The following is a 21,410-nucleotide window of genomic DNA, read 5'->3' on the forward strand; positions in this document are numbered from 1 at the left end:
ACGGGTCAGGTGGAGACCGTCAGCTCCTGGCCGGCGTCGGTCTGGTCACCCAGCCGGGCGACGCGTTCGGTGGGGGATTCCAGGGTCGGCGTGTGTCGGAGCAGCTGCCTGGTGTAGCTGGAGCTGGGATGGTCGAAGACCTCGGTGACGGTCCCGTGCTCGACGATCCTGCCGTCGCGCATCACCGCCACGCGGTCGGCGATCGTGCGTGTGAGTGCGAGGTTGTGGGTCACGAACAGGAGGCTCACCTGGGTCTGGCTCTGCAGGTCGCGCAGGGTCTCCACGATCGAGGCCTGGACGGACACGTCCAGGGCGGAGGTCACCTCGTCGCAGACGAGCAGCTTCGGCTCGGCCGCGAGCGCCCGGGCGATCGCGACTCGTTGGCGTTCGCCGCCGGACAGCTGGTCGGGATAGCAGCCGGCCAGCTCGACGGGCAACGAGACCAGTTCCAGCAGCTCGCGAAGTCGGCTCGCCGCTTCAGCTCGGCTGACGTCGAAGAACAGCTCGATCTGTCGTGAGATGGTCCGTCCCACGGTTCGGCGTGGGTTCAGCGACGCGTAGGGACTCTGGAAGATGTACTGGATGTCCTTGCGGGTCTGCTTCGTGCGACGCGTGGACATGACTCCGAGCGGTCTGCCCTCGAACTCCAGCGTGCCCTTGAACTCCGCGTGCAGCCCACCGATGCACCGGGACGCCGTGGTCTTGCCTGACCCTGATTCCCCCACCAGTGCGAGGCATTCGCCGCTGCGCAGCTGCAAGGTGACGTCGTGGAGCACCTGGTGACCGTCGTAGAAGGCGTTGAGACCCTCCAGTCGCAGCAGCCCGTCGCTTGGCTGGTCCTCCGCGACGGCGTTGACCGCCGGATGCGGCTGCTCCGGCAGTGGCTCGGCATCGTGGTGGAAGCAACGCACCTCGTGGGTCTGGCTCAGCGGCTCCGCCGACGGGACCGCGGAGGTGCATCCGGTGTCCGTGAGGGGGCACCGAGCCGCGAAGTCGCAGCCAGCGCTTCGCGATCCCGGCGAAGGAGCGAACCCCGGGATGCCCTGCACCGGCTGTCGGGAGAGCAGCTGCGGAAGGGCGCGGAGCAGCCCCCGCGTGTAGGGATGCTTCGCCGCGGTGAAGATCTCCGCCCGGGTGCCGGTCTCGACGATCCGGCCGGCGTACATGACCGCGACCCGGTCGGCCAGGCTCGAGACGACGGCCAGGTCGTGAGACACATAGAGGGCTGCGACCTTGTGTCGCTTGCACAAGTCCCGCACGGTCTCGAGAACCCGGGCCTGGGTGGTGACGTCCAGACCGGTGGTGGGCTCGTCGCACACGATCACCTTCGGCCGGCAGGAGAAGGCGATGGCGATGGCGACCCGCTGCTGCTGGCCGCCCGACAGCTGGTGAGGAAAGCGTCGGAGGAAGGCCCCGTCGGTGGGCAGCGCCACCTCTGCGAGGCAGCTGCGGACCCGCTCGGACCGCTCTTTCCGACTGAGCTGGGGGAGGTGGGTCCGCAGGCATTCGTGGAGCTGAGTGCCGATGCGCAGGGCAGGGTTGAGCGCCGTGCCCGGATCCTGTGGCACGTAGGCGACGACAGAACCGCGCATGGCTCGAAGCTCGCCTTCGGAGACCGTGCTCAGGCTCCGCCCGTCGATCCTCACCTCGCCCCCCGACAGCCTGGCACCCCGGCGGCAGTAGCCCAGCAGGGCTGTGGAGACGGTGGTCTTGCCCGAGCCGGACTCGCCGACCAGACCGAGGATCTCCCCCTCGCCGATGTGAAGGCTGACCTCGGTAACCACCTTCGCGTGCGTGGACTCGAGCTCGATGGACAGGTCAGTGAGCTCGACAACTGTCGTCGTCATTGTTCTCCCTCCCTGTCGATGCCGATGGTCGAGCGTGCGATGGCGTCGGTCACGAAGTTCACACCGATGGTGAGCAGACCGATGGCCGCCACGGGGACCACCACCGCCCACGGTTGGGTCGTGATCCCGATCCGGTTCTCGTTGATCATGAGCCCCCAGTCCGCCGCCGGGGGTTGCAGCCCGAATCCGAGGAAGCTGACTGCAGCCACCAGCCCGATGGAGTAGGTGAGCCGGAGCCCGAACTCGACGAGCAGCGGGCTGGACACGTTCGGCAGGAGCTCGGCGAAGATGATCCGCGCACGGCTCTCGCCGGCTGCCTCGGCTGCCTTGACGAAGTCCCGCTCGGCGACCTGGACGGCCGCTGCTCTGATCACCAGGGCGGTGCGAGGCGCGTGGGTCATGCCGACGGTGAGCGCGATCAGCCAGGTGTGGGGCCCGAAGCAGGTGAGCACCAGCAGCGTGAAGATGATCTGGGGGAACGCGAGCAGCACGTCGTTGAGCCGCATCAGCAGACCATCGACGAGGCCGCCGGCATGCGCTGCGAAGAGACCGATGAAGGCGCCGGCGCCCACCCCGCTCACTGCAGCCAGGAGGGACATGGCCAGGACGCTCCGTCCCCCGGAGAGGAACCTGCTCAGGACGTCGCGGCCCAGGCCGTCGGTCCCCAGCCAGGCGCTTCCGGACGGGAGCGTGAACGGGGCGCCCACGAACTCGGACGATGAGTACGGCGCGATCCAGGGGCCGACGATGACGAGCAGGGTCAGGACCGACACGATGGCCAGGCCGATGCGCGCCCGACGGAGCTTGGTCGTCCGCCGCAGCGTCGCCCAGCGGACGTGAGCTGCCGCTGCGGTAGGGACCGTCCCGGCGCCGGCACTCATGACTGCCACGCCAGTTCTTCCGTGGCCGCAGCGGTGGCAGCGGGTGGAGCGACGTCTGCCCGTCCGGCGAAGCGGGTCCGGAGCTGGGGGGTGGTGGCGATGATGCCGATCTCCGCGACGATGTTGAGCAGGACGTAGACCGCCGCCGCGAGCAGCGTGACCGCTTGGATGACGGGGAGGTCGCGATCACCGACAGCTTCGACGAGCAGCATGCCGATGCCGCGGTACTGGAACAGGTACTCGACGACGACCACGCCTCCGGTCAGCCAGACGAGCTGCAGCGCGCTCACCTGGATGGCAGGCCCGACCGCGTTGGGGATGGCGTGGCGAAGGATGACCCGGCGCTCAGGCAGGCCCTTGAGCCTGGCCATCTGGATGTACTCGGACTCGAGGACCTCGATCATCGAGCCGCGAAGGATCCGGCTGACGTAGGGGACCACGGCCAGAACCAGGGTCAGCGCGGGCAGGAAGAGGATCGAGGGGTGATGCCAGACAGAGGAGGTCGGATCGACCAGTGACACCGGAGGGAACAGGTGCAGGGCAGACGTCGACAGCAGCAGGACCAGGACGATGCCGACCACGAAGTCGGGAAGGGCGGCGAGAGCCAACGTGACCGAGGAGATCACGTGGTCGACGAGGCGGTCGCGACGGACAGCCGTGACGATGCCCAGCAGCAGGGAGAGCGGGAGGGCGACGCCACCCGCGGCCAGGAGCAGAGCCAGGGAGTTCTGGACGCGCTGGCCGAGCAGAGAGCTGACCGGCTCCTGGCTTGCTGCCGAGATGCCGAGGTCGCCGTGCAGCAGGCCGGAGACCCATTGCCAGTACTGACTCAGCAGGGGGTCGTCGAGATGCAGCTGCGCCCGGAGCGCCGCGATGCGTTCCGGCGTCGCCGTCCTGCCGAGGATGGCGGTGGCCGGGTCTCCCGGAAGCGCCTGGGTGGCCGCGAAGACCAGCACCGAGACAGCGAAGAGCGTCAGCGCGCCGAGGAGGAGCCTGCGGCCGAGGAAGAGGGCGAACCGGTGGCGGCCGCAGAAGCTCCTGACGGCGTTCACCTCGGTAGCTCCGGGTCGCCGGCCGCGTCCGCATCGATGATGACGACCGTGCGAGCCCCTTCTCCACGGCGTAGCCGTTCGAAGGCGGCTTCGATCCCGTCGAGGTCCGTGATGTGCGAGACGGCGTCGCGCAGGGCCAGTCGACCGTCGGCTGCCATCTGGGTGAGGCGAGGAAGCTCGACAGCAGCGTTCACCGAGCCGTAGCAGCTGCCCTTGATGCCCTTCTCGCTGAGGAACTCGATCGCCGGGAGCGACACCTCGACGCCGCGAGGGGCCAGGCCGACGACCACCGCGGTCGCGCCGGGGCGGAGGACGTCCCAGGCCAGGCGGATGGTCTCGCTGCGACCGACGACCTCGAAGGCGTGGTCGACCCCACCGGGGCAGAGGGCCAGGATCTCGGCAGCCAGGTCGTCGGCACCGGCGTCGACGACGTGCGTCGCTCCGTGCAACCGGGCCCGGTCGAGGTTCTGCTGTTGCAGGTCGACGGCGATGATCTGACCCGCCCCGGCGAGGCGTGCTCCTGCCACCACCTGGAGACCGACGCCACCACAGCCGATGACGACCACGGTCTCACCGACCCGGACGTCGGCGGTGTTGCGCACGGCGCCCACTCCGGTGAGTACGGCGCAGCCGAGCAGGGCGGCCTGCCACAACGGAAGCTCGTCGACCACCGGGACGGCCGCGGCGGCGGGAACGACGGCGTACTCCGCGAAGCAGGACACGAAGTTGAAGTGCTTCAGAGGCGTTCCGCTCAGCTCGCTGAGCCGGGAGGTGCCGTCGAAGAGGGTTCCGGCGCCGGCGTGGGCGGCAGCCAGCTCGCAGAGGTGGAACCGCCCGGCGACACACGCCGGACAGGTGCGGCACGGCGGGACGAAGCAGAACGCCACGCGGTCGCCCTGCCGCACGTGCTGCACGCCCGCGCCGACCGACTCCACCACGCCGGCACCCTCGTGGCCGAGCACGATGGGCCACCGTTCGCGCCCCAGGTGGCCGTCGGCCATGTGCACGTCGGAGTGGCAGACGCCGGCCGCAGCGATGCGGACCAGGACCTCGCCGGCCCGCGGTCCTTCCAGCATGACATCGGTGATCTCGGTGGGGGAGCACCCTCGGGTGATCGCCGCGCGCATGCGACGCCGCTGGACGGGACCGCTGTCGAGCATCTGGTCCGAGGACGGGACCACCCCAGTAGCTGTCATTGCCATGCCTCTCGTGAAGTCGTCGACGGATTGCAGTGCTGCGGCGTCAGAAGTTGATGTTCAAGTACTGCGTCTCCTGGTACTCCAGGAGTCCTTCCCTGCCCCCCTCGCGTCCGTCGCCGGAGTCCCGAACGCCGCCGAAGGGTGCCTGGACGTAGCCGAAGGAGGCGTCGTTGACCGCCACCATCCCGTAGTCGAGACCTTCGGCGACCCGGTGGGCGCGCCCGAGGTCGCGGGTGAACACGTAGGCACCGAGACCGTCGTCGGTGCCGTTCGCGGCTGCGAGCACCTCGCTCTCGTCCGTGAACACCGCCAGGGGCAGGAGCGGGCCGAAGGTCTCCTCGCTCAGGACCAGCGAGTCCGGGGCGACGTCCGTGACCACGGTGGGCGTGAAGAAGCGCCGGGGGTCGAGCGACTCGGGAGGTTCTCCTCCGGTGACGACGGTGGCTCCACGGGAGACCGCGTCGGCCAGCTGGTGCTTCACCCGCGTTACGGCGGCGCTCTCGATGAGCGGTCCGACGTCGACGCCTTCCGACAGTCCGTGTCCCAGCCGGAGGCGTGAGACCTGCGCGGTCAGGCGCGACGTGAAGTCCTCGAAGACCTCGCGCTCCACCATGACGCGGTTGGGAGCGACGCAGCTCTGCCCGGCGTTGGCGAACTTCGCAGCGATCAGCTTGTCGACCGCGAGATCGAGATCCGCATCCGCGAAGACGATGAACGGGGCCACGCCTCCGAGCTCCACGGTCACCTTCTTGAGCTGGCGGGCACCGCGCGCCATGAGCATGCGCCCCACCTCGGTCGAGCCGGTGAAGCTGATCTGGCGCACCTCAGGAGCCGTGCACAGGGCGTCGCCCACGGTCTCGGGCTCGCCGCACACGAGATTCACCACCCCCGGCGGGAAGCCTGCGTCTTCCAGGATCTCGAAGATCTTCACCGCCGAGAGCGGTGTCTGCTCGGCCGGCTTGGCCACCACGGTGTTGCCGGCCGCCAGGGCGGGGGCCAGCTTCCGGAGCAGCATGGCGTTGGGGAAGTTCCAGGGGGTGATGCAGGCGACCACTCCACGCGGCCGTCGGTGGATGGAGATGCGTTGACCCGGGCTGTCCCCGGGAACCATCTCCCCGTGGGAGCGACGGATCTCCTCGGCGTACCAGAGCAGGTACTCCGCCCCCCAGAGCACTTCGCCGGTGGCCTCGGCCATCGACTTGCCCTGCTCGAGGGTGAGCACGTGTGCGAGCTCGTCGGCGCGTTCCCTCACCAGGTCGTAGGCACGTCTGAGCGGAGCACCGCGCTCAGTGGCCGAGAGACCGCTCCAGGCGGGAAAGGCCTCGGCGGCAGCGGCGACGGCGGCAAGTGCCTCTTCGGTTCCGGCTGCAGGCACCCGGGCGAGCTCCTCGCCGGTCGCCGGGTCCTGGACGAGGAGCGTGGCTTGCCCGCGCGGGGAGACCCATCGACCACCGATGAAGATCCCGCCGCGAATCGCGGGTGCGACGTGGGTGTGATCGGTGTCGAGCAGGGGCCGCACGCTCTCGGTGCTGGTCATGACGACGCCTTCCTTGGTTCGGTACCGGTCGATGCGAGGAGGACCTCGGGGAAGCCGGGAGCGCGGAGCTCCTGACCGACCGCGTCCTCGAGCAGCTTGACGACCATGGGGGACCAGGCGCCCCCGCCGTACGCCGCGCGAGCTCGGGCGAAGGTCTGCTCGACGGTCGTCGCGAGCTCGAGCGGCACGGAGAAGTCGGCACCCATGGCGGTGGCGAAGCCGAGGTCCTTGCACGCCAGGTCCATCGTGAAGCCGATGTTGTAGCTGCCGCTCAGCACCACCTGGCTCTCGGTCTCGTGGACGAAGCTGTTGCCCGAGCTCGCCCGGATCGCTTCGAACGAGGTGGCGAGGTCGAGACCGCCGGCCTTGGCGAGCATCAGGGCCTCGCCGGCTGCGACCAGGTGGATGAAGGCCAGCATGTTGGTGATCACCTTGATGATCGAGGCGTTGCCGAGGGCACCCATGTAGAAGGTCTTGTTGCCTACCGCCGCGAAGATCGCGCTGTGGTCGGCGTAGACCGACTCGTCACCGCCGACGAGGACGGTGATCTCACCTTCGGCCGCCTTGTGGACGCCGCCCGTGACCGGCGCCTCCAGGCAGGCCACCCCGCGGGCCTGGCAGAGGAGCGCGAGACGCTGGATCTCCTCGCGCTCGTTCGTGCTCATCTCGATCCAGGTCCCGCCGTCCCTGAGCCCGGCAAGCACGCCGTCGTCTCCGGTCATGACCGCGCTGACCGCGACCGGCGACGGAAGGCAGGTGATCACCGTGTCCGTCGCCTCCGCCACGATCCGAGGGGTGCGTGCCCAGATGGCGCCTCCGGCGACCAGGTCCTCGGCGCGGCTCTGGTCAAGGTCGTTGACGACCACCTCGAAACCGGCGAGCACCAGGTTGTGTGCCAGATGGAAGCCGAGGTTGCCGAGGCCGATGAAGCCGATTCGTTTCGTCATCATGCTCTCTTCGGGGGTGAGGCGCTACAGGTCGGAGTGGTCGGTCATCTCGAGGTGGAGGCGGTCTCCCGTGTAGGGGTGCCGCGCTGCGACCTCTTCGTCGAGCTCGACGCCGAGTCCGGGACCGGTCGGAGGGATGATGAAGCCGTCGCGCCATTCGATCGGCGTCTTGAGGATCTCCGCATGGAAGCCTCCCCACATCTCGATGCTCTCCTGGATCAGGAAGTTCGGAGTGCACATGGCCACCTGGATGTTCGCGGCACCTTCGATCGGGCCGGCGTACAGGTGCGGGGCGATCTCGGCGTACTGGGTCTCCGCCGCCGCAGCGATCTTCTTGGTCTCCAGGATGCCGCCCACCCTGCCGATGGCCATCTGGAGGATCGAGGCCGCCTTGCTCTCCAGGACCCGAGCGAACTCGTACTTGGTGGACAGCCGCTCGCCCGTGGCGATGGGGATGCTGGTGGCCCGGGCGACCCGGGCCATCTCGCCGGGGTTCTCCGGGGGAGTGGGTTCCTCGAACCAGAGCGGGTCGAACTTCTCCAGCCGCCGGGCGAGCCGGATCGCGGACGACGTGGTCATCTGGCCGTGGGTGCCGATGAGGAGGTCGACTCCACCACCGACGGCCTCCCGCACCGTCCGGACGAACTCCTCGGTGTTCTGCAGCACCTCCGCGGGCAGCTGCCGTGGGTCGAACGCGGAGTAGGGCCCGACCGGGTCGAACTTGAGCGCACTGAAACCGTGGCTGACGTAGAAGCTCGCCCGCTCCGCAGCCTCGCGCGCGTCGTGGTACGCCGTGTCGTCCGCTCCGAGCTCGGGGTAGATGTAGGTGTAGGAGCGGACCTGCTCCCGGATGCGGCCGCCGAGGAGGTCATAGACCGGCCGATCGACCTCCTTGCCGATGATGTCCCAGCAGGCCGTCTCCAGTCCGCTGAGGATCGCCGTCACCGACACGTCCGGGCGCTGGGTGAAGCCCGTGGAGTAGATGCGCCTCCAGAGCCGCTCGATGTCGAAGGGGTTCGAGCCGAGGACGTACCGCTCGACGATGTCCTCCACCATCGTCACCGTGGTCGTCGGGTTGAAGGGCACGGCGTAGATCTCGCCGATGCCCTCGACCCCGCTGTCGGTCGTCAGCTTCACGAAGATCCAGAACGCTCCCCCCTTGTGGGGAGGTGGGGTGCCGACCACGAAGGTCTTGGCGTCGATGATCTTCAAGGCAGCCCGCTCCCGGTCGGCGCCTGCGGTCCCGGGGTCATGCCACGAACCCGACCGAACGCAGGGTGAAGTTGTTCAGGGCCGTGCCGGTCTTGGACTTCTCGAATCCGGCCAGCTTGGCGACGTACGCATCGGTCTGGTTGGTGAAGGCGGGAATGATGTAGCCACCCTGGTCGTATTCGATCTTCTGAGCGGCCTGCAGGAGCTCGGTGCGCTTGTCGTCGTCGGGCTGTCCCTGCGCCTCCTGGACGAGCTTGATGTAGGTGGGGTCGTTCCAGTGCGTCTCGTTCCAGGGGGAGGAGGGCAGGCTGCTCAGCGCCGCCTGACTCAAGTAGCTGCGGGAGACCCAGTAGTCGGCGGCCAGGGGCCACTTCAACCAGTTGTCGCCGTACAGAGTGCCGCCATCCACCTTGCGGATCTTCAGGTCGACGCCTGCCTCCGTGGCGTTCTGGGCCAGCACGCCCGCGCCTTCCACCATGCCCTGGAAGGACGGCGCCGTCACGAGCTCGGCCTGCAGGTCACTCCGACCGGCCTGCTTGAGCAACGACTTCGCCTGGTCGATGTCCTGCTCGCGCTGGGCCAGGTCGCTGGCGTACGCGGCGTCGTACCGTCCGTAGAGGTCGTTGCCGAGCGTCGCCTGGCCGTTGAGCGCCTGCGTGATCACGTCCTGCCTGTTGGTGAGGAGACGCATCGCCTGGCGAACGCGGACATCGTCGAAGGGGGCCGCGTCGACGCGCATCGTGAAGGCCAGCCAGGCCCCGGTCGGTGCGTTGAGGACCGCGAGCGCGGGGTTGCCCTGCACCGCGGCGATCTGGTTCTGGGGAAGGTTGGCGATGGCGTCGACCTGGCCACCGAGGAGAGCGTTCACGCGCGCCGTGTCGTCGGGGAAGTCGATGATGACGACCTCATCGACGTAGGGCTCGTTGTCGCGCCAGTAGTTGTCGTTGCGGGTGAAGACGCTCTGCTGGCCGGGGGTGAAGCTCTTGAACTTGAAGGGCCCGGTGCCGACCGGCTTCGCCGGGTCGTAGCCCACCGGGACCACGCCCATGAAGTACTGCGCGAACTGCTCCGCGAACCCGACATTGCGGACGGTGAGGGGCAGCTTGATGGTGAGGTCGTCCACCTTCTGCATCTTGGCGACGTCGAGGTAGGAGATCCCGGAGGCACCGACCTTGGGGTCCTTGGGGTCGAGGATCCGCTTGATCGTGAAGATCACGTCGTCCGCGGTGAGGGGAGCGCCGTCGTGGAAGGTGACTCCCTTGCGCAGGCGGACCGTCCACTCGTCGGCCCGGGAGTTGGGCTCGAACGACTCGGCGAGCTCGGGCTCGAGCATGAAGTCGGGGGTGAATCGCATCAGCCGGTCGTAGAGCTGCATCGCGCGGGCGGTGTCCGGGTTGAAGCCACCGCGGTGGGCGTCCAATGTGTCCTTCGCGCTGCCGCCGGAGACGCCCACGCGCAGACTGCCACCGCGCTTGATGTTGTCCGTCGATGCTGCCGCGGCCCCGGGCTTGGCGGGTGTGGTGCAGCCGGCGAGCCCACCGCCGATCCCGAGGACGACTGCCCCGGCGAAGGTGGCGCGCAACATGTCGCGACGGCTGAAGGCGGGGAACCCGGCCTCGTGGGGGGTGCGGGTGCGGGACGTTGCGGCCATGGCTACCGATCCTCGGTCTCGACGGGATGTGTGTCGGCAGCGGACTCAGGGGGAGCGCATCAGCTCGCTGTCACTGGACAAGAAACCTAAGTCGCCCTAGTGTTCTGCACAATATTATTTGCGCATATGGCAACGGAATGATGTGAAAATGGCCAGAGCGAACTCGACCGGGCTGCGGCGCGACCTCGAGCTCCTGGAGGTGCTCGCCTCTCCCGAGGCGCGCAGACGGGACGGCCTGGGCGTTGTGCGCGTGGCCGCGCTGGCAGGTCGTGAGACCACGCAGGTGTCCCGGGCGTTGGCGACGCTGTGCGACGCGGGGCTGGTCGATCGTGACGAGGAGACCCGCGCGTACCGTCTCGGATGGCGGCTCTACACCCTCGCGGCCCAGACCCTCGAGGCCCACCTCGACGCAGTGGCCAAGCCGTTCCTGCTCCAGGTGTGCGACCAGGTCCAGGAGACGACGCATCTGTGCGTGCTGCGGGGGCTGGACGTGGTCACGGTGGCGACCCAGTCGCAGCCCCACGCCTTCCGGGTGATGTGGGAGGGCATCCCGGTCGCAGCGCCCTCGACCTCGGCGGGGCGCGTGCTGATCTCGGAGTGGCCGACCGAGCAGGTGCGGGAGATCTTCACCTCCGAACGGCTCTCGGCCGGTGAGGGGCGGTGCGCCTTGACCACGACCGAGCAGCTGCTCGACGAGCTGGCAGCGATCCGTTCCCGTGGGTACGCCACGGTCGACGAGGAGTTCGACGTCGGGCTGGTGGGCTGCTCAGCACCGGTGCGCGACGCGCGCGGGCGGATCGTCGCTGCGATTAACATCGGAGCGCCGAAGGCCCGGCTCGGAAGCAGGCTGGACGCTGCCGGGATGTTGACCGCTCACTACGCGGGCAAGATGAGCGAAGTGCTGGCCCAGGACGGGTAGCCGGCTGCGCAGGCGGCGCATCCGCCCGACACGGCCGACACGGCCGGCGCGGCTCAGGCGTCGGTGCCGCCGCGCGCCCGGAGCATCCGCCGGACCGTGTCGGCCTGCTCGGTGACGCGCTGACGCACGAGCTCGGGGATCTCCGGCGGCTGCACCGCCGCCACCAGCCGGTCCAGGTACTCCTCGTCCACGCCCACCGGCGGCAGCATCGCGGCGACCAGCGACATCCCCGCCATCATGCCGCGCTCCCCGATCGCGGGCAGCACCTGGAGGAACTCCTCGGCGAAGGGACGCAGCAGCTCCTCCTGCCCGGGGCGCCAGAACGACTTGCCCACCGACGGAACCGCGCTGGCACCGACACCGACCTCGTCGAACACCCGGTCCCAGGCAGCGCGCTTCACGGCCGCGTCGGGCTGGGCCGTCCGGGCGGCCAGGGCCCGCTTCTCCGCGTCGGGGTCGGGGTCCTCGGCCAGGAGCCGCTCGGCTTCCTCGGCGTCGAACCGGTCGAGCTCGGCGAGCCGCGTCAGACGCCGCCACCGCTGGTCGGTGTCGGTGGCGAGCCGGTCCAGGGCCTCGAGCTGCTCGGGCGTCGTGGCGGTGCCGGCCAGGGTCCGGATCGCGCCGAGCCGGTGCTCCGGCTGCTCGACCAGCAGCAGGCAGGCATCGGCGACAGCGACCTGCAGCGCCTCCCGGTCGGCCTTGCTCGACCACAGGTCCGCGGCCTGCCGGGCGAGGGTGAGGACCGGCTCCACGACGCTCGGGGCGGTCTCGTGGCGCAGCACGTCCACCGCGCAGCGGACGAAGCCGGCCGCGTCGGTCTCGCCGCGCACCAGAAGGTTCCAGGCCGTGGTCGCGGCCAGGCACCGGCTCAGCGGGTCCGGGAAACCGCCGCCGCGGCCCAGCATCCGGTCCAGCGAGACCGGGTCGGGCAGCACCGACGCGAAGGTCAGGTCGCCGTCGTTCACCAGCAGCAGCGTGTCCGCGTCGATGTCGGTGAGGGTGGTGTCGCCGCGCACCTCCAGCTCGCGGACGGCGTCACGGACCAGCCGGCCGCCCTGGTCGACGTACAGCCCGACGTCGAGGCGGTGCAGCAGCGGACCCCTGCCCTGCGGCGGCTCGACCCGGATGTGCGCCTCGGTCCCGCTGCGCTCGACGACCAGACGGTCGGTGCCGGCGGTGCCGAGCCAGCTGGCCACCCACTCGTCGAGGTCGCGACCGCTCTCGTGCTCGAGCTCGAGGATCAGGTCGTGCAGCGTGGTGTTCGCCCAGGCGTGCTTGGTGAAGTAGCGCCGCAGCGCCGCCAGGAAGACCGGCTCCCCGACGAGCGCGACCAGCTGCTTGAGCGTGGAGGCGCCCTTGGGGTAGGTGATCGCGTCGAACGAGGCGGCTACGGCCTCCACGTCGACGATCGGCTGCCGGATCGGGTGGGTCGTCGGCGCCAGGTCGGCGGCGTACGCGAGCTGCTTGTCGCTGGCCAGCTGCCCGGCCCACGCGTCGGTGAACTCGGTGCAGCGTACGGCGGCCCAGTGGGACGCCCACTCCGCGAACGACTCGTTGAGCCACAGGTCGTCCCACCACTGCATGGTCACCATGTCGCCGAACCACATGTGCGCCATCTCGTGCAGCAGCACCAGGGCCCGCAGCTCGCGGTCGGCGTAGGAGGGCGTGCGACGGAACAGCACCGCGTCGCTCCAGGTCACGCAACCGAAGTTCTCCATCGCGCCACCGAGGTCGGGCACGAACACCTGGTCGTAGCGTCGCTGCGGGAACTCCAGGCCGAACTGCTCGCCGAAGAACGCCAGACCGCTGCTCGTGACGTCGAAGTACTCCTCGGCGTCCCGCTCCAGCAGCGGGACCAGCGACTGCCGGCAGAACAGCCCCAGGTCGTGGTCGCCGCGCTCGCTGCGGATCTCGTGGAAGGGCCCCGCGTTCACCACGATGTTGTACGTCGACAGGGCCGGCGTGTCCGCGAACGCCCACCGGCGGGTCGCGCCGGACCCGGTGACCTCGGCGGCCCCGCTGTTGCTCGTGGCCGTCCAGGCTTCGGGGACCACGGCCTCGATGCCGAACACGGCCTTGAGGTCGGGCTGGTCGAAGCAGGCGAACACCCGCCGCGCGTCGTCGGGCTCGAACGTGGTCCACACGTAGACCTCCCCGTCGGCCGGGTCAACGGTGCGGTGCACCCCCTGGGCCTGGGCGGTGTTGGTCTGCACCGACCGGACGACCAGCTCGTTCTGCTCCGCCAGGTCGGAGAGCGGGATCCTGCCGCCCGGGAGCTGCCCGGTCGGCAGTGCCCGGCCGTTCAGCGTCGCCTCCTCGACCTCCGCGAGGCAGTCCACGAAGGTGTCGGCGCCGGCCTCGTTGCAGCGGAAGCTGATGCGCGAGGTGGCTCGCATCGCCTCACCCTCGAGAAGGCCGGTGAAGTCGAGCTCGAGGTCGTAGCGGACCACTTCGACGAGCTCGGCGCGGGCCTGCGCCTCGACCTGGCTGATGCTGCGGGGTGCGTTCATTCGCGGGAGGCTATCCCACGGCGCTGGAGCCGCCGGCGGGAGGCGGCACGCCGGGTTTCGTCCACAACAGCGCTGCGCCAGCGGTCGTCCCCCGCTCGAAAACCTGATCGGCGCAGCGACCCCTCCGGCTCCTAGCGTGGAGCCATGACCTCGTTGCTGGACTCGCCGCACCGGCCGGGTGGCACCGCTTCAGCCGGCGGACGTAGGCCGGCCGGCGTACTGGCTTGGACAGGGTGGCCGATCTTTCCCCGCGCCGTTGCTCGTCCAGCCCGGGCAGGAGGAACGTGAGAGCGACGGCGGCGTCACCGAGGCGCTGCCCCGATGGGAGGGGGTGGGCCGTGTACGCACGTACCATCACAATCGATGCCCGACCCGAGTCCGTGGAGGCAGGGATCACGCACACCCGCGAGGTGGCGCTCCCCGCCGTGACCAGCATCCCCGGCTGTCTCGGCATGTCCATGGTGGCCGACCGCGAGGGCGGCCGCTGCATCGCCACGTCGGCCTGGGAGTCCGAGGAGGCGATGCACGCCGCCGACACCCCGGCCCAGTCCATCCGGGAACGGGCCGCCGAGGTCTTCGGCGCCACCCCGGTGGTCGAGGAGTGGGAGATGGCGGTCATGCACCGCAGCCGCCCCGCCCCCGAGGGAGCCTGGGTGCGCTCCACCTGGGTCACCGGTGACCCGGCGGACCTGGAGCGGAGCATCGACGTCTACCGGCACACGACGGTGCCGACGGCCGAGGGGTTCGAGGGCTTCTGCAGCGCGAGCCTGATGGTCAACCGGGCCACCGGCCGCGCCATCTCCACGGTCACCTACGAAAGCCGGGAGGCCCTGGAGCGCACCCGGCAGTCGGCCGGCGACCTGCGGTCCGCGACGGTCGCTGAGTCCGGAGCCACGGTGCAGGACGTCCGCGAGTTCGAGCTGGTCCTCGCGCACCTCCACGTCCCCGAGATGGCCTGAGCGCCCCGGCCGGGCCCGTCCGGAAGGGTCCGGCAGGGGGGGCCAAAGGTCCTATCTGGAGGGCCGCGCCCGGGCGTACCTTCCGGGGAGGCAACCCCTTCCTGGAGGTCCGGATGACCACTGAAGCATCACCGTCCACCACGCCGACCATGCCGACGGCGCGCACATCGCCCGAGGCGCCGGAGCTCAGCCCGGCGACCCGGACCCAGCTCTACGAGACCATGGTGCTGAGTCGCACCTACGAGGAGGCGATTCTCCGCGAGTACCACGCCGACAAGGGCCCCGGCTTCGACATCGGCAAGGGGCTGGTCCCCGGCGAGATGCACCTCTCCGCGGGTCAGGAGCCGGTGGCCGCCGGCGTGTGCGCGCACCTGAGTGCCGACGACGCCGTCACCGCCACCCACCGTCCGCACCACCTCGCGATCGCGCACGGGGTCGACCTGCGCAAGATGACCGCGGAGATCTTCGGCCGTGAGGGCGGCCTGGGTCGCGGCCGGGGCGGGCACATGCACCTGTTCGACCCCGCGACGCACTTCTCCTGCTCCGGCATCATCGCCGAGGGCTACCCGCCGGCGCTCGGCCAGGCCTTCGCCTTCCGGCGGCGGGGCACCGACCGGATCGCGGTCGCGGTCACCGGAGAGGGCGCCGCCAACCAGGGCGGCTTCCACGAGTCGCTCAACCTGGCCGCCCGCTGGTCGCTGCCGGTCGTCTTCGTCGTCGAGGACAACGACTGGGGCATCTCGGTGCCGCGCGACGTGGCCACCGCGATCGGCTCCAACGCCGACCGGGCCTCCGCCTACGGGATCCCGGGCGAGCGGATCGAGGACAACGACGTGGAGGCGGTGCACGCCGCCGCCGGCCGCGCGGTGGCCCGGGCCCGCGCCGGGGAGGGCCCCTCGTTGATCGAGGTGCACACCCTGCGCCTGTGGGGTCACTTCGAGGGCGACGCCCAGGGGTACCGCAGCGACCTCGACGAGGTCCCGGGCCGCGACCCGATCCCGGCCTACGAGGCGCGGCTGCGCGAGGCCGGCCTCCTCGACGACGCCCGGATCGCCGAGATCAAGGACGACGCGAGCTCGCGCGTCGAGGACGCGATCCAGTTCGCCAAGTCCAGTCCGATCCCCGACCCGACCACCGCCACCGACTACGTCTTCGCCTGAGAGGAGCCCACGATGACGATCACAGAAGCACCCCAGGCGACCCGCCGGCTGACCACCTCCAAGGCGATGGTCGAGGCGATCGCGCAGGAGATGGAGCGCGACGAGTCGGTGTTCTACCTCGGTGAGGACGTCGGAGCCTACGGCGGCATCTTCAGCTCGACCACCGGGCTGCTCGAGCGTTTCGGCCCCGAACGGATCATCGACACCCCGATCTCCGAGACCGCGTTCATCGGGCTCGGGATCGGCGCCGCGGTGGAGGGCATGCGCCCGATCGTGGAGGTGATGTTCGCCGACTTCATGGGCGTCTGCCTCGACCAGATCTACAACCACATGGCCAAGATCCACTTCGAGTCCGGCGGCAACGTGAAGGTGCCGATGGTGCTGACGATGGCGACTGGCGGCGGCTACTCCGACGGCGCCCAGCACTCGCAGTGCCTGTGGGGCACGCTCGCACACCTGCCCGGGATGAAGGTCGTGGTGCCGAGCTCGCCGGCCGACGCCAAAGGCCTGATGACCGCCGCGATCCGCGACGACAACCCGGTCGTCTACATGTTCCACAAGGGCGTGATGGGGCTCCCGTGGATGGCGAAGAACCCGCGCAGCATCGAGGAGGTGCCCGACGGGGAGCACCTCGTCCCGATCGGCAAGGCGAGGATCGCCCGCGAGGGCAGCGACGTCACGGTCGTCACCTTGTCGCTGTCGGTGCACCACGCCCTCGACGTGGCGGAGAAGCTGGCGCCCCAAGGCATCGACGTGGAGGTCATCGACCTGCGCAGCCTGGTCCCGCTGGACCGGGAGGCGATCCTCACCTCGGTGGGCAAGACCGGGCGGCTGGTCGTGGTCGACGAGGACTACCTGTCCTATGGCGTCTCGGCGGAGGTGATCGCCACGATCACCGACCAGGACCCGGGCATGCTGGTCGTCCCGCCGCGGCGGATCGCCGTACCCGACGTGCCGATCCCCTACGCGCACGACTTGGAGTACGCCGTGCTGCCCCGGCACGACCGGATCGAAGCCGCGATCCGGGCGACCGCGGGATGACCGACGTCGTGTTCCCGCCGCTGTCGAAGGACACGCCGGACGCCGAGGGCGTCCTCGCCACGTGGTTCGTGAGCGAGGGCGCCCGGGTGGCTGCCGACGACCTGCTCGCGGAGGTCCAGGTCGACAAGGTGTCCGCGGAGGTACCGGCTCCGACCGCGGGGGTGGTGCACCTGCTCGTCGAGGAGGAGGCCGTGGTCAGGCAGGGGCAGCCGATCGCGCGGATCGACTGACCCCGCGCACGCTCGCGGACGCCATACGGATCGTGGCTGACAGGTCTCGTTCTGTATGACGTCCGGCGGGCCGGGCGACGGCCCGCGTCGGCATATCGCCGCAAAGGGCGCGAGCTCGCGCAGGTGTGCGGTTTCGCGTCCCCGGGGCGGCGCGCCGGTGCCACCATGGCTGCATGAGCGAGCAGCAGCTGACCGGCGCTTCCGCGGTCCTCGACTCGGCCGCGCACATCGAGCTCACCGAGCGCTGGGCGGCGCACAACTACCGTCCGCTGCCGGTGGTGATCAGCGCCGCGAGCGGGGCCTGGGTCACCGACGTGGAGGGCAACCACTACCTCGACTGCCTGGCCGGCTACTCCGCGCTCAGCTTCGGTCACGGCCACCCGCGGCTGCTCGCCGTGGCGCACGCGCAGCTCGACCGGCTGACGCTGACCAGCCGGGCGTTCTACAACGACCAGCTGGGTCCCTTCGCGCGCGACCTCGCAGCGTTCACCGGCAAGGACGTCGTGCTGCCGATGAACGCCGGTGCCGAAGCCGTCGAGACCGCGATCAAGGTGAGCCGGCGCTGGGGCTACGAGGTCAAGGGCGTGCCGGCGGGCACCGCGTCGATCATCGTGATGGAGGGCAACTTCCACGGCCGTACGACGACCATCGTCAGCTTCTCGACCGACGAGGCGGCGCGACGTGACTACGGGCCGTTCACGCCGGGCTTCCGGGTCGTGCCCTACGGGGACGCTGCGGCGGTCGAGGCCGCGGTCGACGAGACGACGGTCGCTGTGCTGCTGGAGCCGATCCAGGGGGAGGCCGGGGTGATCATCCCGCCCACCGGCTACCTGCGCGAGGTGCGCGCGCTGTGCGACCGGCACCGGCTGCTGATGGTCGCCGACGAGATCCAGTCCGGGCTGGCCCGCACCGGCCGGACCTTCGCGTGCGACCACGAGGACGTCGTCCCGGACGTCTACGTCCTCGGCAAGGCCCTCTCCGGCGGCATCCTGCCGGTCTCCGCGATCGCCGCGGACCACGAGGTGCTCGACGTGGTCACGCCGGGCTCGCACGGGTCCACGTTCGGAGGGAACCCGCTGGCCGCCGCGATCGGTCGGGAGGTGGTGGCGATGCTCGGCACGCACGAGTTCCAGGACCGGTCCACCCGGCTCGGCGCGCTGCTGGAGGAGGGGTTGCGCCCGCTCGTGGGGGCCGGCCTGGACGCGCTGCGCTGCCGCGGCCTGTGGGCCGGCGTGGACGTCGACCCGACCTTGATGTCCGGGCGGGAGACCTGCGAGGCGTTGCTGCGGCACGGGGTGCTGGCGAAGGAGACGCACGGCGCCACGCTGCGGCTGGCTCCTCCGCTGGTCTCGACGGAGGAGGACATCGGCGTCCTGGTCGACGCGCTCGGCGTCGTGCTCGCCGCAGCCCGGGCGGCCTGAGTCCCGGCCCCACCACCGGGTCGCCTTGTCACCCCGACCTGCGCGCCAGCAGGTCACGCAGCGTCCGGGCGTTGCGCACCGCGTGGCCGTCGCCGTCGTTGTTGAAGTAGGCATAGACCTCGCGGCCGCCGGCCTCCCACTCGCGGATCCGGTCGGCCCACCAGGACAGGTCGGCCTCCGAGTAGGAGCCGCCGTACAGGTGCTCGGTGTCGGGTCCGTGCAGCCGCAGGTAGACGAACGGCGCGGTGGCACGCAGGACGCAGGGCAGCCGGGCGCCGCTCATCACGCAGTACGCCGCCCCGTGCCGGCCGAGCAGCTCGAAGACCGCCTCGTCGTTCCACGTCGGGTGCCGCAGCTCGACCGCGACCCGGACCCACCACGGCAGCCGGCCGAGGAACCAGTCGAGCCGGGCGTCGTCGCGCTCGAAGGCCGGTGGCAGCTGCACGAGCAGCACCGCGCGCCGGTCGTACAACTCGTGCCAGGAGCCGACGATCCGGTCGACCCACACCTCGGGCGCGAGCAGCAGCTTGCCGTGCGTGAGGCCGCGCGGCGCCTTCACCGACATCTGGAACCCGTCGGGGAGCCGGCGTCGCCAGCCGGCGAACGAGGTGTTGCGGGGCCACCGGTAGAAGCTGGCGTTGAGCTCGACGGTGGAGAACTCGCGGGTGTAGAGGTCGAGACGGCGGGCGGCGGGAGTGCCGGGTGGGTAGAGCACGTGCTCCCAGTGGTCGTAGCTCCAGCCCGACGTGCCGATCCATGCCATGGCAGGACAGTGCCCACTCGGTCCGAGGTGAGTCACCGCCTCCGGACCAGAGGCCCGGGCAGCCCGGCGCCGGCACGGTGGGGGATGGCCGCCACCGGTCCCGCCGGACATGGGTGCTGTCCCCGATGCCCGAGGTGCGGTGCCGGGCCTAGCGTCGTGGTGTCCGGCTGACCGGCCGGTCACCACCGTCAGGAGGCAGCCATGCCGTTCGTCAGTGTGAAGGTCGTCGAGGGGGTCTTCAGCCCCGAGCAGAAGCAGCAGATCGTGGAGCGGGTGACCGAGGCGATGGTCTCGGTCGAGGGGGAGAACATGCGCGGCGTCACCATGGTGGTCATCGAGCAGGTCGCCAGCGGTGACTGGGGGATCGGCGGCCAGACGCTGACCACGGAGGCGATCAAGGCGTTGGCTGCCGGTACGCCGGAGCCCGCGCCGGTCTGAGCGGCAGATCGGGCTGCAGATGCGCCGGCTCGACGGTCACGGGGGCTGCAGATGCGCCGACTCGACGGTCAGGGGGGCTGCAGATGCGCCGACTCGACGGTCAGGGGCTGCAGATGCGCCGACTCGGCCTCAGCCGCGGGCGAGCGCGGCCGCGGCGGCGGCGCGTCCGGCGCGGCCGCTGAGCCCGAGCTTCGCGTAGACGTGGGCCAGGTGACGCTCGACGGTCCGCTCGCTGAGGACGAGCCGGCCGGCGATCTCCTGGTTGGACCGGCCCTCGGCGACCAGGCCCAGCACCTCCGCCTCGCGGGCGGTCAGCGTGGCGAGTGCCTGGTTGGCCCGTCCGGACGACGCCGGCTCCGGCGCCGGGGCCGTGCCCAGGAAGGAGTCCACCTCGGACCACAGCTGGTCCCAGGCCGGCTCGTCGACGCGGAGCAGGTGGTTGCGGCTCTCCAGGGGCACGAACCGGGCGCGTGGGATCAGCGCGGCCAGCTCGCGGCCCAGGTCGAAGGGGACCACCCCGTCGCGGCGGGCGTGCAGGACCAGGGTCGGCGCCACGACGCTGCGCGCCGCCTCGGTCACGTCGAGCGCGTAGCGCACCCGCATGTGCCGCACCGCCCCGGCGGCGGACGCGGACCACTCTGCGAGCTCGTCGAACCAGCGCAGCTCGTCGGCCGCCGCGTCGGGCATCATCCGGGAGGCCCACAGGTGCCGCATCGCCGGGTTGTCGGCGGCCCAGCCGTCCTGCATCAGCGCCAGCATCGCCTCGGCCTCGCGGTGCTCGCGCTCCGACCCGCGGCGGTACCGGCCCACCGCGTAGGTCCCGATCAGCACGAGCTCGGAGACCCGCTCCGGGTGCCGGGCGGCGTAGGCGATCGCCACCGGGCCGGCCTGGCAGAGCGCCAGCAGCGGGAACCGCTCGCAGCCCGCCGCGTCGACGACGGCCTCCAGGTCCGCGAGCCAGCCCTCGAGCGACACCTCCGCCACGTCGCGGTCCGAGAGCCCGGTGTCGCGGGCGTCGTAGCGCACGACGGTGCGCCGGCGGCCGAGCTCGCCGAGCCAGTGCCGCCACACCGGGCTGTCCCAGTCGTGCTCGAGGTGGGTCATCCAGTGCGCGACCTTCACCAGCGGCGGCCCCTGACCGTGCGTGGCGTAGCCGATCCGGACCCCGTCGGCGGCCCGGGCGAACCGGATCTGCTGCCGTGTCGTCACCTGCTCAGGGTCACACCGGCCTCGTGCCTTCGCAATGGTCAGCCGGGCTGGTCCTTGGTCCGGTGCAGCAGCCAGTCCTGGCCGGTCCGGATCAGGGCGTAGCGCACCGAGCCGCTCCGGCCGTGCAGGACGAACTTGAGCCGCCGCTCGGTGCTGCCGTCGTCCTCCCACCAGCCGGTGTCGGCGACCGACTTGTGCTCGTCCTCGAAGGTGAGGTGCTCCAGCTCGTGGTCGTCCACGGCGATCGCGAGCCGGTCGTGGCTGCTGTCCGGCGGCAGCCCCCGCGGCACCGCCCAGGAGCGCAGCACGCCGTCCTGCTCCAGGCGCAGGTCGAAGTGCGGGCGGGGCCTGCGGTGGTCGTGCAGCACGAAGGCGGGACGGCCCGGACGCTCGGTCATGTCCTGATCCTGCACGCCGGCGGCCACGGCCACACC

Annotated in this window: 19 protein-coding genes; 7 read left to right on the forward strand and 12 right to left on the reverse strand. The window is 70.6% G+C overall.

Annotation, left to right across the window (positions count from 1 at the left end; translation table 11 throughout):
- Positions 1-5 precede the first annotated feature (5 nt).
- The 8 genes from H9L09_RS18050 to H9L09_RS18085 form a co-directional block, all read right to left on the reverse strand.
- Entirely contained in the window at positions 6-1,847 is a 1,842-nt protein-coding gene (locus H9L09_RS18050; protein ID WP_187578202.1) for an ABC transporter ATP-binding protein, read from the reverse strand.
- Positions 1,844-2,620, reverse strand: coding sequence for an ABC transporter permease (locus tag H9L09_RS18055; RefSeq protein WP_246456101.1), 777 nt, complete (start codon positions 2,618-2,620; stop codon positions 1,844-1,846). Before H9L09_RS18055 ends, H9L09_RS18050 begins: the two co-directional genes overlap by 4 nt.
- A gap of 104 nt (positions 2,621-2,724) precedes the next feature.
- Complete coding sequence (locus H9L09_RS18060; RefSeq protein WP_187578204.1) at positions 2,725-3,780, reverse strand: ABC transporter permease; 1,056 nt, start codon at positions 3,778-3,780, stop codon at positions 2,725-2,727.
- Positions 3,777-4,976 carry an alcohol dehydrogenase catalytic domain-containing protein gene (locus H9L09_RS18065; protein WP_187578205.1) on the reverse strand — a complete coding sequence of 400 codons (1,200 nt, stop codon included), beginning with the start codon at positions 4,974-4,976 and terminating at the stop codon, positions 3,777-3,779. The genes H9L09_RS18060 and H9L09_RS18065 overlap by 4 nt, the downstream gene beginning before the upstream one ends.
- A gap of 46 nt (positions 4,977-5,022) precedes the next feature.
- Entirely contained in the window at positions 5,023-6,516 is a 1,494-nt protein-coding gene (locus tag H9L09_RS18070) for an NAD-dependent succinate-semialdehyde dehydrogenase (RefSeq protein ID WP_187578206.1), read from the reverse strand.
- Entirely contained in the window at positions 6,513-7,463 is a 951-nt protein-coding gene (locus tag H9L09_RS18075; protein WP_187578207.1) for an NAD(P)-dependent oxidoreductase, read from the reverse strand. Before H9L09_RS18075 ends, H9L09_RS18070 begins: the two co-directional genes overlap by 4 nt.
- A 24-nt stretch (positions 7,464-7,487) precedes the next feature.
- Positions 7,488-8,675, reverse strand: a complete 1,188-nt coding sequence (locus tag H9L09_RS18080) for a mandelate racemase/muconate lactonizing enzyme family protein (RefSeq protein WP_187578208.1) — start codon at positions 8,673-8,675, stop codon at positions 7,488-7,490.
- A 37-nt stretch (positions 8,676-8,712) separates the two neighbouring features.
- On the reverse strand, positions 8,713-10,326 hold the full coding sequence (locus H9L09_RS18085; protein ID WP_223164113.1) for an ABC transporter substrate-binding protein: 1,614 nt from the start codon (positions 10,324-10,326) through the stop codon (positions 8,713-8,715).
- A 148-nt stretch (positions 10,327-10,474) separates the two neighbouring features.
- Here H9L09_RS18085 and H9L09_RS18090 point away from each other — a divergent pair, with 148 nt between their 5' ends.
- Positions 10,475-11,245, forward strand: coding sequence for an IclR family transcriptional regulator (locus tag H9L09_RS18090; protein WP_187578209.1), 771 nt, complete (start codon positions 10,475-10,477; stop codon positions 11,243-11,245).
- 53 nt (positions 11,246-11,298) lie between these two features.
- On the opposite strand, the gene pepN is transcribed toward H9L09_RS18090, so the two are convergent.
- Positions 11,299-13,755, reverse strand: a complete 2,457-nt coding sequence (gene pepN / locus H9L09_RS18095; RefSeq protein ID WP_187578210.1) for an aminopeptidase N — start codon at positions 13,753-13,755, stop codon at positions 11,299-11,301.
- 338 nt (positions 13,756-14,093) lie between these two features.
- On the opposite strand from pepN, the gene H9L09_RS18100 reads away from it, so the two are divergent.
- From H9L09_RS18100 to rocD, 5 genes are all read left to right on the forward strand, one after another.
- Positions 14,094-14,714: an antibiotic biosynthesis monooxygenase gene (locus H9L09_RS18100; RefSeq protein ID WP_187578211.1), complete on the forward strand. Its 621-nt coding sequence runs from the start codon at positions 14,094-14,096 to the stop codon at positions 14,712-14,714.
- A 113-nt stretch (positions 14,715-14,827) separates the two neighbouring features.
- On the forward strand, positions 14,828-15,874 hold the full coding sequence (locus H9L09_RS18105) for a thiamine pyrophosphate-dependent dehydrogenase E1 component subunit alpha (RefSeq protein WP_246456102.1): 1,047 nt from the start codon (positions 14,828-14,830) through the stop codon (positions 15,872-15,874).
- A 12-nt stretch (positions 15,875-15,886) separates the two neighbouring features.
- Positions 15,887-16,915: an alpha-ketoacid dehydrogenase subunit beta gene (locus H9L09_RS18110; RefSeq protein ID WP_187578212.1), complete on the forward strand. Its 1,029-nt coding sequence runs from the start codon at positions 15,887-15,889 to the stop codon at positions 16,913-16,915.
- Complete coding sequence (locus tag H9L09_RS18115) at positions 16,912-17,145, forward strand: lipoyl domain-containing protein (RefSeq protein WP_187578213.1); 234 nt, start codon at positions 16,912-16,914, stop codon at positions 17,143-17,145. Before H9L09_RS18110 ends, H9L09_RS18115 begins: the two co-directional genes overlap by 4 nt.
- Positions 17,146-17,318: 173 nt before the next feature.
- Positions 17,319-18,566 carry an ornithine--oxo-acid transaminase gene (gene rocD, locus H9L09_RS18120; RefSeq protein WP_187578214.1) on the forward strand — a complete coding sequence of 416 codons (1,248 nt, stop codon included), beginning with the start codon at positions 17,319-17,321 and terminating at the stop codon, positions 18,564-18,566.
- Between the two features lie 28 nt (positions 18,567-18,594).
- On the opposite strand, the gene H9L09_RS18125 is transcribed toward rocD, so the two are convergent.
- On the reverse strand, positions 18,595-19,329 hold the full coding sequence (locus H9L09_RS18125; protein ID WP_187578215.1) for a DUF72 domain-containing protein: 735 nt from the start codon (positions 19,327-19,329) through the stop codon (positions 18,595-18,597).
- Positions 19,330-19,530: 201 nt separating this feature from the next.
- On the opposite strand from H9L09_RS18125, the gene H9L09_RS18130 reads away from it, so the two are divergent.
- A complete protein-coding gene (locus tag H9L09_RS18130; RefSeq protein WP_187578216.1) occupies positions 19,531-19,767 on the forward strand; it encodes a tautomerase family protein in 237 nt (78 codons plus the stop codon).
- Positions 19,768-19,896: 129 nt separating this feature from the next.
- Here the strand turns inward: H9L09_RS18130 and H9L09_RS18135 are convergent, their stop codons facing one another.
- Complete coding sequence (locus tag H9L09_RS18135; RefSeq protein ID WP_187578217.1) at positions 19,897-20,976, reverse strand: alpha/beta fold hydrolase; 1,080 nt, start codon at positions 20,974-20,976, stop codon at positions 19,897-19,899.
- A 38-nt stretch (positions 20,977-21,014) separates the two neighbouring features.
- Complete coding sequence (locus H9L09_RS18140) at positions 21,015-21,374, reverse strand: DNA polymerase ligase N-terminal domain-containing protein (RefSeq protein ID WP_187578218.1); 360 nt, start codon at positions 21,372-21,374, stop codon at positions 21,015-21,017.
- Between the last annotated feature and the right edge of the window lie 36 nt (positions 21,375-21,410).

Source organism: Nocardioides mesophilus (assembly GCF_014395785.1).
Lineage (GTDB): Bacteria > Actinomycetota > Actinomycetes > Propionibacteriales > Nocardioidaceae > Nocardioides_B > Nocardioides_B mesophilus.